The organism is Agrobacterium sp. ST15.13.015 (genome assembly GCF_027871645.1).
In the GTDB taxonomy this organism is placed as follows: domain Bacteria; phylum Pseudomonadota; class Alphaproteobacteria; order Rhizobiales; family Rhizobiaceae; genus Agrobacterium; species Agrobacterium leguminum.
This window is the reverse complement of sequence record NZ_JAQAHF010000012.1, coordinates 64,683-77,822: the sequence shown is the minus strand read 5'-3', so window position 1 is coordinate 77,822 and position 13,140 is coordinate 64,683. Positions and strand designations below refer to the sequence as shown.

General features: G+C 58.5%; 12 protein-coding genes and 1 tRNA gene. 11 read left to right on the top strand and 2 right to left on the bottom strand.

The window, feature by feature from the left end:
* Positions 1-66: 66 nt before the first annotated feature.
* Together PIB16_RS18850 and PIB16_RS18845 are read left to right on the top strand one after the other, a co-directional pair.
* Positions 67-516, top strand: coding sequence for a hypothetical protein (locus tag PIB16_RS18850; protein WP_065655883.1), 450 nt, complete (start codon positions 67-69; stop codon positions 514-516).
* A 626-nt stretch (positions 517-1,142) separates the two neighbouring features.
* Entirely contained in the window at positions 1,143-1,511 is a 369-nt protein-coding gene (locus PIB16_RS18845; RefSeq protein ID WP_142845319.1) for an MliC family protein, read from the top strand.
* 472 nt (positions 1,512-1,983) lie between these two features.
* Here the strand turns inward: PIB16_RS18845 and PIB16_RS18840 are convergent, their stop codons facing one another.
* Positions 1,984-2,616 (bottom strand): TerC family protein, encoded by a 633-nt coding sequence (locus PIB16_RS18840; RefSeq protein ID WP_003522456.1) that lies wholly within the window; start codon positions 2,614-2,616, stop codon positions 1,984-1,986.
* Positions 2,617-3,018: 402 nt separating this feature from the next.
* Between PIB16_RS18840 and tuf the strand changes: the two genes are divergently transcribed.
* Positions 3,019-4,194, top strand: coding sequence for an elongation factor Tu (tuf, locus tag PIB16_RS18835; RefSeq protein WP_003525183.1), 1,176 nt, complete (start codon positions 3,019-3,021; stop codon positions 4,192-4,194).
* 69 nt (positions 4,195-4,263) lie between these two features.
* Here the strand turns inward: tuf and PIB16_RS18830 are convergent, their stop codons facing one another.
* Positions 4,264-4,851 carry a histidine phosphatase family protein gene (locus tag PIB16_RS18830; RefSeq protein WP_271046160.1) on the bottom strand — a complete coding sequence of 196 codons (588 nt, stop codon included), beginning with the start codon at positions 4,849-4,851 and terminating at the stop codon, positions 4,264-4,266.
* 186 nt (positions 4,852-5,037) lie between these two features.
* Here PIB16_RS18830 and PIB16_RS18825 point away from each other — a divergent pair.
* The 8 genes from PIB16_RS18825 (at position 5,038) to rpoB (ending at position 13,060) form a co-directional block, all read left to right on the top strand.
* Positions 5,038-5,113: transfer RNA gene (locus tag PIB16_RS18825), tRNA-Trp, on the top strand.
* 186 nt (positions 5,114-5,299) lie between these two features.
* Positions 5,300-5,500, top strand: coding sequence for a preprotein translocase subunit SecE (gene secE / locus PIB16_RS18820; protein ID WP_003523719.1), 201 nt, complete (start codon positions 5,300-5,302; stop codon positions 5,498-5,500).
* Positions 5,501-5,545: 45 nt separating this feature from the next.
* Positions 5,546-6,076: a transcription termination/antitermination protein NusG gene (nusG, locus tag PIB16_RS18815; protein ID WP_003523721.1), complete on the top strand. Its 531-nt coding sequence runs from the start codon at positions 5,546-5,548 to the stop codon at positions 6,074-6,076.
* A gap of 144 nt (positions 6,077-6,220) precedes the next feature.
* On the top strand, positions 6,221-6,652 hold the full coding sequence (rplK, locus tag PIB16_RS18810) for a 50S ribosomal protein L11 (protein ID WP_003523723.1): 432 nt from the start codon (positions 6,221-6,223) through the stop codon (positions 6,650-6,652).
* 2 nt (positions 6,653-6,654) lie between these two features.
* Positions 6,655-7,350 (top strand): 50S ribosomal protein L1, encoded by a 696-nt coding sequence (gene rplA, locus PIB16_RS18805; RefSeq protein WP_003523724.1) that lies wholly within the window; start codon positions 6,655-6,657, stop codon positions 7,348-7,350.
* A 355-nt stretch (positions 7,351-7,705) separates the two neighbouring features.
* The gene (gene rplJ / locus PIB16_RS18800; protein WP_003523725.1) at positions 7,706-8,224 is read left to right on the top strand and encodes a 50S ribosomal protein L10; all 519 of its coding nucleotides are present in this window, start codon (positions 7,706-7,708) and stop codon (positions 8,222-8,224) included.
* A gap of 59 nt (positions 8,225-8,283) precedes the next feature.
* A complete protein-coding gene (gene rplL / locus PIB16_RS18795; protein ID WP_004442635.1) occupies positions 8,284-8,661 on the top strand; it encodes a 50S ribosomal protein L7/L12 in 378 nt (125 codons plus the stop codon).
* 262 nt (positions 8,662-8,923) lie between these two features.
* On the top strand, positions 8,924-13,060 hold the full coding sequence (gene rpoB, locus PIB16_RS18790; protein WP_003523727.1) for a DNA-directed RNA polymerase subunit beta: 4,137 nt from the start codon (positions 8,924-8,926) through the stop codon (positions 13,058-13,060).
* The last annotated feature ends 80 nt before the right edge of the window (positions 13,061-13,140 follow it).

Here is a 13,140-nt window from a genome sequence, read left to right as displayed (position 1 = left end):
TGCTCGTTGACAAGCGGAAAATCCGGTCAGATAGTCGGCCGGCAATCATGCAAACGGGAGTCTTCAATGTTTAACAGGGTTGTCATTCTCTCATCCTTTGCGCTGCTGGCATCGGCGGCGTTTGTCTCCCCCGCAGCCGCACTCACCATGAAGGAGTGCAGCGTGAAATATCAGGCGGCGAAAGCCGATGGGTCGGCCAAGGACGTCAAGTGGAACGACTATCGCGCCAAGTTCTGCGGCAGCGAGGCGGCAGCCGAGGATGCGGCCGACGACAAGCAGGTCGCGGCCACCACCGAAAAAGAACCCGAAAAAGCGACGACAAAGGCCCCGAAGGGCGTCGCTTTCCCGAGTGCTGTCGATAAGAAATACTCAAGCGAGACGCCCGCAAAGGCGCGCCTGAAAACCTGTGTCGACTCCTATCACAAGAACAAGAATGACGGCACGCTCGGCGATCTGAAATGGATCCAGAAGGGCGGCGGCTACTGGAGCCTGTGCAACACGGCCCTGAAAAGCTGAGACAGGCGGGGGCCGATTACCTCTGGCGTTAGCGCGTTATCCGGCACGGTTTCGGATAACGCGCGAGTCGATTCGGTCGCGACCGTTTCTCCTCGCCCCTTTTCTCCTTGCCGTCATTCGCCGGCAGATGCGGATATCCCTTCCTGTCCGCGATCAGGACCTGATCGCGGATGAGTCCATTCCTTGGAGGGTGGAAACGTGTCGCATGGGGCAACCCCGTTTTCGGGCGGGTAAAATCTGCGAATGGCTTGCGATTCAGTCTCTTGATAGAAAGACTTGACCCTGCGGCTTGATCCGCATCCAGCAATTCAACGGCTGCGGCTGTCCGACGACGGCTCGCCGGCAATGTGGGCGGATGACCAGACGATTTCGAAACTATCTCACCGTGCTGGCCATATCGCTGCTGATGTGGACGGTGATCCTTGGCGTCGTTTATTGGCTGTTTCGATAGGTTTTGCCGCAGCTTGCCAGCCTGAATGAAAGTGCCGGAGGCCTGTGCGGCGATAAAGCCGCCTTATGCCTGCAAAGCCGATATTCCCGAAAATTTGATATGGTAAGAGGCGGCCGCCCCATTTCGGCTCTGCTGGCGTGACCTTATAGTTCGGTGAGATCAGGAAAGGGTCATCATGAAAAAATCCGTTGCCGCGACGTGCCTTGCAGCTTTCTCCATGTCGGTCGCTACCGGCGCCATGGCTGAAGAGTTGGTGATTCCGCTCCCGAATGACACGACGGTTGAAAAGGTGGAGACCGTCTACCAATGCGCCGCCGACAAGGTGGAGGCCGTCTATTTCAATGCCGGTGAGATCAGCCTCGTGCGACTGGGGCTGAAGGACGGCGTTACCGTTGCCGCAAATGTCATTGCCGGGTCAGGCGCCAAATATCAGGGCGGCATTTATGTCTGGTGGTCGAAGGGCGAGGAGGCGGATCTTTACGATCTGATGGCGGATCCGGAGATGAAAAAGCCGGTTCATTGCGTCGAGGCCAGGAAATCCTGAGCATCTGCTCGTTCCCGCAAAGGAGCGGCGGCAGGGCGGTTTTTTGAAAACCTTGCCATGCCGCCGGTCAGCGTGGGAGTGCGCGCGCGGCGCGTTCAGCCAAGAACGAGCGACGCAATAAGCGCCAGCAGGATAAGAGAGCTGGCGACAACACCGAGCCTCACCCTGCGAAGGCGGCGGGTACGACCGCCGCTCCAGTCATAAGCCATTGGCAGCTTTACCTTTCTTTTTATTATTATGACTTATTGATTAGCTCCGTAGGCTTGCCCGTGGCTGACCTCAATTGCCAGAATCCATCGGCGAAAATTCACGATTTCCCTGCCTCCTCCCGATGTTGCAGCAAGCGCGGCGATTGATTCTTCCTGTCCTGCGACGGCAAGGAGGGTGAGGGGGCCTGATGGGCGCAGGCCATGAAAAAAGCCCGGAAACTGGCGTTTCCGGGCCTCGTGGAGAAGCGTGTCTGCTGGTCGTTTCAGCTCAGATAGGGCTGGAGATAGGGCAGAACCTCGAGCGTGCCGTGATACAGCATGTTGAGGGCGACATAGATGATGACCATCAGGCCGAGATAGGAAATCCAGCGATAGCGGTGCAGCAGCTTGGCGACGAAGTTGGCGGCAAGACCCATGAGTGCAATCGAAACGACGAGGCCGATGATGAGCACCGTCACATGTTCCTGCGCGGCGCCGGCGACGGCAAGGACGTTATCCAGCGACATGGAAACATCGGCGATGACGATCTGGGTTGCGGCCTGGAAGAAGGTCTTGTGACCCTTCGTCAGGTCGGCCTCTTCGTCCGTCACCTCGTCTTCGATGGAGCCTGCGGCCTCACGCAGTTCCGTCCACATCTTCCAGCACACCCAGGCGAGCAGCAGGCCGCCGAACAATTGCAGGCCGACAATGGCGAGAAGCTGCACGGTGACGGCGGCAAAGCCGATGCGCAGAACCGTGGCGGCGATGATGCCGACCAGGATCGCCTTGCGGCGGAGGTGAGCGGGCAGACCGGCGGCGGCAAGGCCGATGACGATGGCGTTGTCGCCCGCCAGCACGAGGTCGATTGCGATGACCTGTAAGAATGCCGTGAAACCGGCGGCTGTGAAGATTTCCATGGGATGGTCCTGAAACGGATAGAGAGGTCGCGAGGGAAGCGACGGATCGAAATATGGCTTGGGATGGCGCGCTCGCGCCGGATTCCAGTCGCCCGTCTCCCCCCGGCGATGACATGTCCTTAAGCCATCATGCCGGTGCAGGTAAAGAAGTTGTGATAGAAATATCTTATTTAGTGATCGGCCAGTCGGGAGGACGGGCTCGTCGGGCCGATGTCCGCTTCGCCTTTGCGAGGGTTTGAATGTCGCAAATCAGATACCATATACGGGCCTCAAGGCACGCTTAGGGCGCGCGCGAAGGCGCTTTCACAATTAAGTCTTGCGCATTCGCTTACAAAGCCTTAAACGGCGACACCAAACCGGTACGCCGGGGAAACTACTTCACGTTCACAGGAAGCAATTCACATGGCAAAGAGCAAGTTTGAGCGCAATAAGCCGCACGTCAACATTGGCACGATCGGTCACGTTGACCATGGCAAGACGTCGCTGACGGCAGCGATCACGAAGTTCTTCGGCGAATTCAAGGCGTATGACCAGATCGACGCCGCGCCTGAAGAAAAGGCCCGTGGTATCACGATTTCGACGGCGCACGTTGAATACGAAACGCCTGCCCGTCACTACGCGCACGTCGACTGCCCCGGCCACGCCGACTACGTGAAGAACATGATCACCGGTGCTGCCCAGATGGACGGCGCGATCCTGGTTTGCTCGGCCGCTGACGGCCCGATGCCGCAGACCCGCGAGCACATCCTGCTTGCCCGTCAGGTTGGCGTTCCGGCGATCGTCGTGTTCCTCAACAAGGTCGACCAGGTTGACGACGCCGAGCTTCTCGAGCTCGTTGAGCTTGAAGTTCGCGAACTTCTGTCGTCCTACGACTTCCCGGGCGACGATATCCCGATCATCAAGGGTTCGGCCCTTGCTGCTCTTGAAGACTCGGACAAGAAGATCGGCGAAGACGCGATCCGCGAGCTGATGGCTGCGGTTGACGCCTACATCCCGACGCCTGAGCGTCCGATCGACCAGCCGTTCCTGATGCCGATCGAAGACGTGTTCTCGATCTCCGGCCGTGGTACGGTTGTGACGGGTCGCGTTGAGCGCGGTATCGTCAAGGTTGGCGAAGAAGTCGAAATCGTCGGCATTCGTCCGACCTCGAAGACGACGGTTACCGGCGTTGAAATGTTCCGCAAGCTGCTCGACCAGGGCCAGGCCGGCGACAACATCGGTGCACTGGTTCGCGGTGTTAACCGTGACGGCGTCGAGCGTGGTCAGATCCTGTGCAAGCCGGGTTCTGTCAAGCCGCACAAGAAGTTCAAGGCTGAAGCCTACATCCTGACGAAGGAAGAAGGCGGCCGTCATACGCCGTTCTTCACGAACTACCGTCCGCAGTTCTACTTCCGCACGACGGACGTAACGGGCATCGTTACGCTTCCGGAAGGCACGGAAATGGTTATGCCTGGCGACAACGTCACCGTTGACGTCGAGCTGATCGTTCCGATCGCGATGGAAGAAAAGCTGCGCTTCGCTATCCGCGAAGGCGGCCGTACCGTCGGCGCAGGCATCGTCGCTTCGATCGTCGAGTAATTTCAAACCCGCAAGGGATTGAAGAAAACCCCGCTGGAAACGGCGGGGTTTTTTATTGCCTGAAAGGGCTCAGCAGTCGATGCGGACGATGTCGCCATCCTTGAGGTGGAAGAATGCGTCCTGTGGCACATCGAGGCGCAATGCTTCCTCCTTTGGAAGGTTCGCATAGACGCCGCGCAACAGGCGGCTGGTGATGCCGTGGCAGATGACGATCGCATCGCGCGCCTGTCTCTGCTGAATGGTCTCCAGGCTGCGGGCCACCCGGCTTGTCATTCTTTCGAATGTCTCACCGCCGGGCGCGTGGAAGAACCACTCGTATCGATCCAGCCCATCGCGCATGCCGGGATATTCATAATCGATCTCGTAATCCGTCATGCCGTCCCATACCCCCAAGCCGATCTCCATCAGGCCAGGATCGAGGGTGATGCCGTCGATCATGCCGATTTCGCCTGCGACGATTTCGCAGGTCTGCCTCGCCCTGCCGAGCGGGCTGGAGAAAATATGGACTTCATCGGTTTCGATCAGCGCGGCGAGCCTGCGGCCCATGCGCATCGCCTGTTGCCGCCCCAGTTCCGTCAAAGGCGAATCGACCTGACCCTGCCAGCGGCGAACGGCGTTGAATTCGGTCTGGCTGTGACGGACGAGATAGATGCTCATGGGCGTTCCTGTGAAATGCGGGGAAGATCAGCGAATTGAACGATGTACCCCGTGGGAGGGGCATGCCGGGGTATTTTGCCAGACAATGTGAAAAAACAAAAAACACACTTGCCATTCTTTTCCCTGCACCTTAAAGGAGCGCATACCGAATTGGCCAAGCGATTTCGCGGCTGGTTCAGGTGATCAAGGGGTATAGCTCAGTTGGTAGAGCGGCGGTCTCCAAAACCGCAGGTCGGGGGTTCGAGCCCCTCTGCCCCTGCCACTTTCCATTCGCAAGCGCGGGTCCTCGCTGCATGGCAGATGGGTGCCGGATTTCCGGCGAATTTCGCGGAATGTCGATTTCCTCTTGTTAAAAAGGGAATCGGTGTTTATGTAGGGTCAAAACAGACACGCGGTGCGTGGGGCTGATCAGTATCGGCTTTACGCGCCGTAATTGCGTGGGCAGTCAATGGCATCCAAAACCAATCCGTTTACGTTTCTGCAGCAGGTTCGCGCCGAAGCGTCAAAAATCACTTGGCCGTCGCGCCGCGAGACCATGATTTCGACGGCTATGGTGCTGGTGATGGTCATTTTTGCGGCTCTGTTCTTCTTTGCTGCGGATCAGCTCATCGGCTGGCTGCTCAGCCTGGTGCTGAACGTAGGCCGGTAACGGCGCGGTCAAAGGCCCGGTGGAAGGATCGAACGGAGAATAAAAATGGCAGCGCGCTGGTATATCGTTCACGCATATTCGAATTTTGAAAAGAAGGTCGCCGAGTCGATCGAGGAAAAGGCCCGTCAGAAGGGTCTGGATCATCTTTTCGAGAAAATCCTCGTGCCGACCGAAAAGGTGGTTGAGGTGCGTCGTGGCCGCAAGGTCGACAGCGAGCGCAAGTTTTTTCCAGGTTACGTGCTGGTGCGCGCCAACCTGACGGATGAGGCCTATCACCTCATCAAGAACACGCCGAAGGTTACCGGTTTCCTCGGTTCGGACAGCAAGCCTGTTCCGATTCCCGATTATGAAGCCGAGCGTATCCTCGGTCAGGTTCAGGAAGGTGTCGAGCGTCCGAAGTCTTCGGTTTCGTTCGAGATCGGCGAGCAGGTTCGCGTTTCCGACGGTCCGTTCGCGTCGTTTAACGGCGTGGTTCAGGATGTCGACGAAGAGCGTTCGCGCCTGAAGGTGGAAGTGTCGATTTTCGGCCGCGCTACGCCGGTCGAGCTGGAATACAATCAGGTCGAGAAGGTCTGATTGGCGGGGCGAAGCCCCAAGCGCGTGGAAGGCTAACTGGCTCTTTAAGCCGGGGCAGGGCGCCGCACCACGCAACCGCAGCCGCCGGAGCAATCCGGCTTAAGAGAAGCCGGGTAACCGGTTTGAATTGAAAGGCAGAGAGATATGGCTAAGAAAGTTGCAGGCCAGCTCAAGTTGCAGGTAAAGGCCGGGGCGGCCAATCCGTCCCCGCCGATCGGTCCGGCACTTGGTCAGCGTGGCATTAACATCATGGAATTCTGCAAGGCGTTCAATGCCGCCACGCAGGAAATGGAAAAGGGTATGCCGATCCCGGTCGTCATCACCTATTACCAGGACAAGTCCTTCACTTTCGTCATGAAGCAGCCGCCGATGACCTACTGGCTGAAGAAGGAAGCGAAGATTACCTCCGGTTCCAAGACGCCTGGCAAGGGCGCCAAGGTCGGCTCCATCACCAAGGCTCAGGTCAAGACGATCGCTGAAGCCAAGATGAAGGATCTGAACGCAGCCGACATCGAAGGCGCAATGGCAATGGTTGAGGGCTCCGCCCGCGCCATGGGCCTGGAAGTGGTAGGTTGATCATGGCCAAGGTAGCAAAGCGCATTCAGAAGATCCGCGAAGGCGTGGATCCGAACAAGCTCTACGTCCTCACCGACGCCATTTCGATGGTCAAGGAACGTGCAGTTGCCAAGTTCGACGAAACCGTTGAAGTTTCGATGAACCTCGGCGTTGACCCGCGCCATGCGGACCAGATGGTTCGTGGCGTTGTCAACCTGCCGAACGGCACCGGCCGTGACGTTCGCGTCGCCGTCTTCGCCCGTGGCGCCAAGGCTGATGAAGCCACGGCTGCCGGTGCTGACGTTGTTGGTGCAGAAGAACTGGTTGAAATCGTTCAGGGCGGCAAGATCGACTTCGATCGTTGCATCGCGACCCCGGACATGATGCCGCTCGTCGGCCGTCTCGGCAAGGTACTCGGCCCGCGTGGCATGATGCCGAACCCGAAGGTCGGTACGGTGACGATGGATGTTGCCGGCGCCGTCAAGGCGTCCAAGGGCGGCGCTGTCGAGTTCCGCGTCGAAAAGGCCGGTATCGTACACGCTGGCGTTGGCAAGGCTTCGTTCGACGCCAAGGCTCTTGAAGAAAACATCAAGGCTTTCGCCGATGCCGTCATCAAGGCAAAGCCGACCGGTGCCAAGGGCAACTACGTCAAGCGCGTCGCGATTTCCTCGACCATGGGTCCGGGCGTCAAGATCGACCCTTCGTCGGTTACGGCTTAATCAATTCTCGCGCTTCCCGAGGGAAGTGTGAATAAAAGAATTTCCGGCTCCCAGGAGCCGGAGATTTCCGGGGAAACCCGGAACTCCTGTCCGAGATTGCGGGTGGCCATGTCTTTCGGGACCTGGCCTTAATCATTCAACCTGCATGAGACGGGTGAGGCTGGATTTGAGGCATCGAAACGATGCCTGACTGTCCGGTTCGAACCTGGTGTGCCTGTGCCTGAAGCCGTTTGCGGCGACAGAGCGGGGGACAGGATCCTCGAGCGTCGCTCGGGATCTTTGTAAAAAGGTCCCTTGGGGCAAAGGCAAACCCGACGGGTTCACATGTTGTGTTCCCGTCTACTGGAGACAGACAGTGGAAAGAGCGGAAAAACGCGAATTCGTCACGGAGCTGAACGAAGTCTTCAAGGCTTCCGGTTCGGTTGTCGTGGCCCACTATGCTGGTGTCACCGTTGCGCAGATGAACGACTTCCGTTCGAAGATGCGCGCTGCCGGAGGCACCGTCAAGGTCGCGAAGAACCGCCTGGCCAAGATCGCTCTTCAGGGCACGGAGTCGGAAGGGATGACAGATCTCTTCAAGGGCCAGACGCTGATTGCATACAGCGTCGACCCGATGATCGCTCCGAAAGTCGTCATGGATTTCGCCAAGACCAACGACAAGGTCGTTGTTCTCGGTGGCGCCATGGGTGCAACCACGCTCAACGCCGAAGCAGTCAAGTCGCTTGCGACCCTGCCTTCGCTGGACGAGCTGCGCGCAAAGCTGCTGGGCCTTCTCAATGCCCCGGCAACTCGCGTCGCTACGGTTGTCGCCGCACCTGCAAGCCAGCTGGCACGGGTGTTCTCGGCTTACGCCAAGAAGGACGAAGCCGCTTAAGGCGGTTTTTCGCTGTAAATATTCAAACTGGTTCGAACTGAACAAAAGGAACTATCAAAATGGCTGATCTCGCAAAGATCGTAGAAGACCTCTCCTCGCTGACCGTTCTGGAAGCTGCAGAACTGTCCAAGCTTCTCGAAGAAAAATGGGGCGTTTCCGCTGCTGCTCCGGTAGCCGTTGCTGCTGCTGGCGGCGCTGCTGCTGCTGCTGCTCCGGAAGAAGAAAAGACCGAGTTCGACGTTATCCTGGTTGACGCTGGCGCCAACAAGATCAACGTCATCAAGGAAGTTCGCGGCATCACCGGCCTCGGCCTCAAGGAAGCCAAGGACCTCGTTGAAGGCGCTCCGAAGCCGGTCAAGGAAGCCGTTTCCAAGGCTGAAGCTGCTGATCTCAAGAAGAAGCTTGAGGACGCAGGCGCCAAGGTTGACGTTAAGTAATCTTGCGATTGCTGGCGGGAAGGGGCTTCATGCCCCTTTCCGTCGTCATCGTTTTTAAAACTCATTACCCAAAAGCCGCGTGAAAATGGCTTTTGGGTAATGGGTTCTTCAAGAGAATGGTTCCGAACCGGCTCATCTAGGCAATCCGGCCTGATCGATCCGGGATGTGGAACGAGATTGATGATACCCATTGCTTGACGGGATCGACTGGCCATCGGTTCCCGTCCGTTGCAGGCCCGGATGCAATTTTAAAGGAGCGACGATGGCTCAGACCCTTTCGTTTAACGGTCGCAGGCGCGTACGCAAGTTTTTCGGCAAAATTCCAGAAGTAGCGGAAATGCCGAACCTCATCGAGGTTCAGAAGGCTTCGTACGACCAGTTTCTCATGGTTGACGAGCCCAAGGGTGGCCGTCCCGACGAGGGATTGAATGCGGTATTCAAGTCCGTATTCCCGATCACCGATTTTTCCGGCGCCTCCATGCTTGAATTCGTGTCCTACGAATTCGAAGCGCCGAAGTTCGACGTCGAGGAATGCCGTCAGCGCGATCTGACCTATGCTGCGCCGCTGAAAGTGACGCTGCGCCTCATCGTGTTCGATATCGATGAAGATACGGGCGCGAAGTCCATCAAGGACATCAAGGAACAGTCCGTCTACATGGGCGACATGCCGCTCATGACCAATAACGGTACGTTCATCGTCAACGGCACCGAGCGCGTCATCGTTTCGCAGATGCACCGTTCGCCGGGCGTGTTCTTCGATCACGACAAGGGCAAGAGCCATTCTTCCGGCAAGCTGCTCTTCGCTGCCCGCGTCATCCCGTATCGCGGTTCCTGGCTCGACATCGAGTTTGACGCCAAGGACATCGTCTATGCGCGTATCGACCGTCGCCGCAAGATCCCCGTGACCTCGCTGCTGATGGCGCTTGGCATGGATGGCGAAGACATTCTGTCGACCTTCTACACCAAGGCTTCCTATGAGCGCGACGGCGACGGCTGGCGCATTCCGTTCCAGCCCGAGACGCTGAAGAACGCCAAGGTCATCACCGACATGATCGACGCCGATACCGGCGAAGTCGTGGTTGAAGGTGGCAAGAAGCTGACCCCGCGCCTGATCCGTCAGCTGACGGAGAAGGGCCTGAAGGCGCTGAAGGCGACCGACGAAGACCTCTACGGCAACTATCTGGCCGAAGACATCGTCAACTACGAGACGGGTGAAATCTATCTCGAAGCCGGCGACGAAATCGACGAGAAGACCCTCGGCCTCATCCTGCAGTCCGGCTTCGACGAGATTCCGGTCCTCAACATCGACCACGTCAATGTTGGCGCCTATATCCGCAACACGCTGTCTGCCGACAAGAACGAGAACCGTCAGGAAGCCCTGTTCGACATCTACCGCGTCATGCGTCCGGGTGAGCCGCCGACCATGGAATCGGCGGAAGCGATGTTCAACTCGCTGTTCTTCGATGCAGAGCGTTACGATCTGTCGGCCGTTGGTCGCGTCAAGATGAACATGCGCCTCGACCTCGATGCGGAAGACACCGTGCGCACCCTGCGCAAGGAAGACATCCTCGCCGTCGTCAAGATGCTGGTCGAACTGCGCGACGGCAAGGGCGAAATCGACGACATCGACAACCTCGGCAACCGCCGTGTCCGTTCTGTCGGCGAACTGATGGAAAACCAGTATCGTCTGGGCCTTCTGCGCATGGAACGTGCGATCAAGGAACGTATGTCCTCGATCGAAATCGACACCGTGATGCCGCAGGACCTGATCAACGCGAAGCCGGCAGCCGCCGCCGTTCGCGAATTCTTCGGTTCCTCGCAGCTGTCGCAGTTCATGGACCAGGTGAACCCGCTTTCGGAAATCACCCACAAGCGCCGTCTTTCGGCTCTTGGACCGGGTGGTCTGACCCGCGAGCGCGCCGGCTTCGAAGTCCGCGACGTTCACCCGACCCATTACGGCCGTATTTGCCCGATCGAAACGCCGGAAGGCCCGAACATCGGTCTGATCAACTCGCTTGCAACCTTCGCCCGCGTCAACAAGTACGGCTTCATCGAAAGCCCGTACCGCAAGATCGTCGACGGCAAGGTGACCAACGACGTGATCTACCTCTCCGCCATGGAAGAGGCCAAGTATTACGTCGCGCAGGCCAACGCGCCGCTCAATGAAGACGGTTCGTTCTCGGAAGAGTTCGTCGTCTGCCGTCACTCGGGCGAAGTTATGCTCGCACCGCGTGACAACATCAACCTGATGGACGTTTCGCCGAAGCAGCTCGTTTCGGTCGCAGCGGCTCTCATTCCGTTCCTGGAAAACGACGACGCCAACCGCGCTCTCATGGGCTCGAACATGCAGCGTCAGGCCGTTCCGCTTCTGCGCGCCGAGGCACCGTTCGTCGGTACCGGCATGGAGCCGATCGTCGCCCGTGACTCCGGCGCTGCCATTGCAGCCCGTCGTGGCGGTGTGGTCGATCAGGTGGATGCGACCCGTATCGTTATCCGCGCCACGGAAGACCTCGATGCCGGCAAGTCCGGTGTTGACATCTACCGTCTGCAGAAGTTCCAGCGTTCGAACCAGAACACCTGCGTCAACCAGCGCCCGCTGGTTTCCGTCGGCGACAACATCTCCAAGGGCGATATCATCGCGGACGGTCCGTCGACCGACCTCGGCGATCTGGCTCTCGGCCGCAACGCGCTCGTCGCGTTCATGCCTTGGAACGGCTACAACTACGAAGACTCGATCCTGATGTCGGAGCGTATCGTTTCCGACGACGTGTTCACCTCCATCCACATCGAAGAATTCGAAGTGATGGCGCGCGACACGAAGCTCGGTCCGGAAGAAATCACGCGCGACATTCCGAACGTTTCGGAAGAAGCGCTGAAGAACCTCGACGAAGCCGGTATCGTTTACATCGGTGCGGAAGTTCAGCCGGGCGACATCCTCGTCGGCAAGATCACGCCGAAGGGCGAAAGCCCGATGACGCCGGAAGAAAAGCTTCTGCGCGCCATCTTCGGTGAAAAGGCTTCCGACGTTCGCGACACCTCCATGCGCATGCCTCCGGGCACGTTCGGTACGGTCGTCGAAGTCCGCGTCTTCAACCGTCACGGTGTGGAGAAGGACGAGCGCGCGATGGCTATCGAGCGCGAAGAGATCGAGCGTCTGGCGAAGGACCGCGACGACGAGCAGGCGATCCTCGACCGTAACGTCTACGGCCGTCTGATCGACATGCTGCGTGGCCACGTTTCCATCGCCGGTCCGAAGGGCTTCAAGAAGGGCGTCGAGCTTTCCAACGCCGTCGTTTCCGAATATCCCCGCTCGCAGTGGTGGATGTTCGCAGTCGAAGACGAAAAGGCTCAGTCCGAGCTGGAAGCGCTTCGTGGCCAGTACGACGAATCCAAGTCGCGCCTTGAACAGCGCTTCATGGACAAGGTCGAAAAGGTCCAGCGCGGCGATGAAATGCCTCCGGGCGTCATGAAGATGGTCAAGGTCTTCGTTGCCGTTAAGCGCAAGATCCAGCCGGGCGACAAGATGGCCGGCCGTCACGGTAACAAGGGCGTCGTCTCGCGTATCGTTCCGGTCGAGGACATGCCGTTCCTCGAAGACGGCACGCATGTCGACATCTGCTTGAACCCGCTCGGCGTGCCTTCGCGCATGAACGTCGGCCAGATCCTCGAAACCCACCTCGCATGGGCATGCGCAGGCATGGGCAAGAAGATCGGCGAGATGCTCGAAGAGTATCGCAAGACGATGGACATCAGCGAGCTTCGCAGCGAGTTGACGGAAATCTACGCGTCTGAAGCCAATGACGAGGTTCAGCGTTTCGATGACGACTCGCTGGTCAAGCTTGCCGAAGAAGCCAAGCGCGGTGTTTCCATCGCGACCCCGGTTTTCGACGGTGCGCATGAGCCTGACGTTGCCGCGATGCTGAAGAAGGCAGGTCTGCATGAATCCGGTCAGTCCGTCCTTTACGACGGTCGTACCGGTGAGCCGTTCGACCGCAAGGTCACCGTCGGCTACATGTACATGATCAAGCTGAACCACCTTGTCGACGACAAGATCCACGCTCGCTCGATCGGTCCTTACTCGCTCGTTACCCAGCAGCCGCTGGGCGGCAAGGCGCAGTTCGGCGGACAGCGCTTCGGGGAAATGGAAGTCTGGGCTCTGGAAGCATACGGCGCGGCTTACACGCTGCAGGAAATGCTCACCGTCAAGTCGGACGACGTGGCGGGCCGCACCAAGGTTTACGAAGCGATCGTCCGTGGCGACGACACCTTCGAAGCCGGTATTCCGGAGAGCTTCAACGTTCTCGTCAAGGAAATGCGGTCGCTCGGTCTTTCGGTCGAACTGGAAAACTCGAAGATCGAGAACCAGCCCGAAGACCAGCTGCCCGACGCGGCGGAATAAGACGATAGAGGCGGGCGCCTTCAAGGGCGCCTGCCGGTTTCCCGAACGGTATTGGCCGGTTCGGGACACTTTCGCCGCAT

Coding starts and splice junctions, on each gene's coding strand:
- PIB16_RS18850 (WP_065655883.1), top strand. CDS start 67: ATGTTTAACAGGGTTGTCATTCTCTCATCCTTTGCGCTGCTGGCATCG.
- PIB16_RS18845 (WP_142845319.1), top strand. CDS start 1,143: ATGAAAAAATCCGTTGCCGCGACGTGCCTTGCAGCTTTCTCCATGTCG.
- PIB16_RS18840 (WP_003522456.1), bottom strand. CDS start 2,616: ATGGAAATCTTCACAGCCGCCGGTTTCACGGCATTCTTACAGGTCATC.
- tuf (WP_003525183.1), top strand. CDS start 3,019: ATGGCAAAGAGCAAGTTTGAGCGCAATAAGCCGCACGTCAACATTGGC.
- PIB16_RS18830 (WP_271046160.1), bottom strand. CDS start 4,851: ATGAGCATCTATCTCGTCCGTCACAGCCAGACCGAATTCAACGCCGTT.
- secE (WP_003523719.1), top strand. CDS start 5,300: ATGGCATCCAAAACCAATCCGTTTACGTTTCTGCAGCAGGTTCGCGCC.
- nusG (WP_003523721.1), top strand. CDS start 5,546: ATGGCAGCGCGCTGGTATATCGTTCACGCATATTCGAATTTTGAAAAG.
- rplK (WP_003523723.1), top strand. CDS start 6,221: ATGGCTAAGAAAGTTGCAGGCCAGCTCAAGTTGCAGGTAAAGGCCGGG.
- rplA (WP_003523724.1), top strand. CDS start 6,655: ATGGCCAAGGTAGCAAAGCGCATTCAGAAGATCCGCGAAGGCGTGGAT.
- rplL (WP_004442635.1), top strand. CDS start 8,284: ATGGCTGATCTCGCAAAGATCGTAGAAGACCTCTCCTCGCTGACCGTT.
- rpoB (WP_003523727.1), top strand. CDS start 8,924: ATGGCTCAGACCCTTTCGTTTAACGGTCGCAGGCGCGTACGCAAGTTT.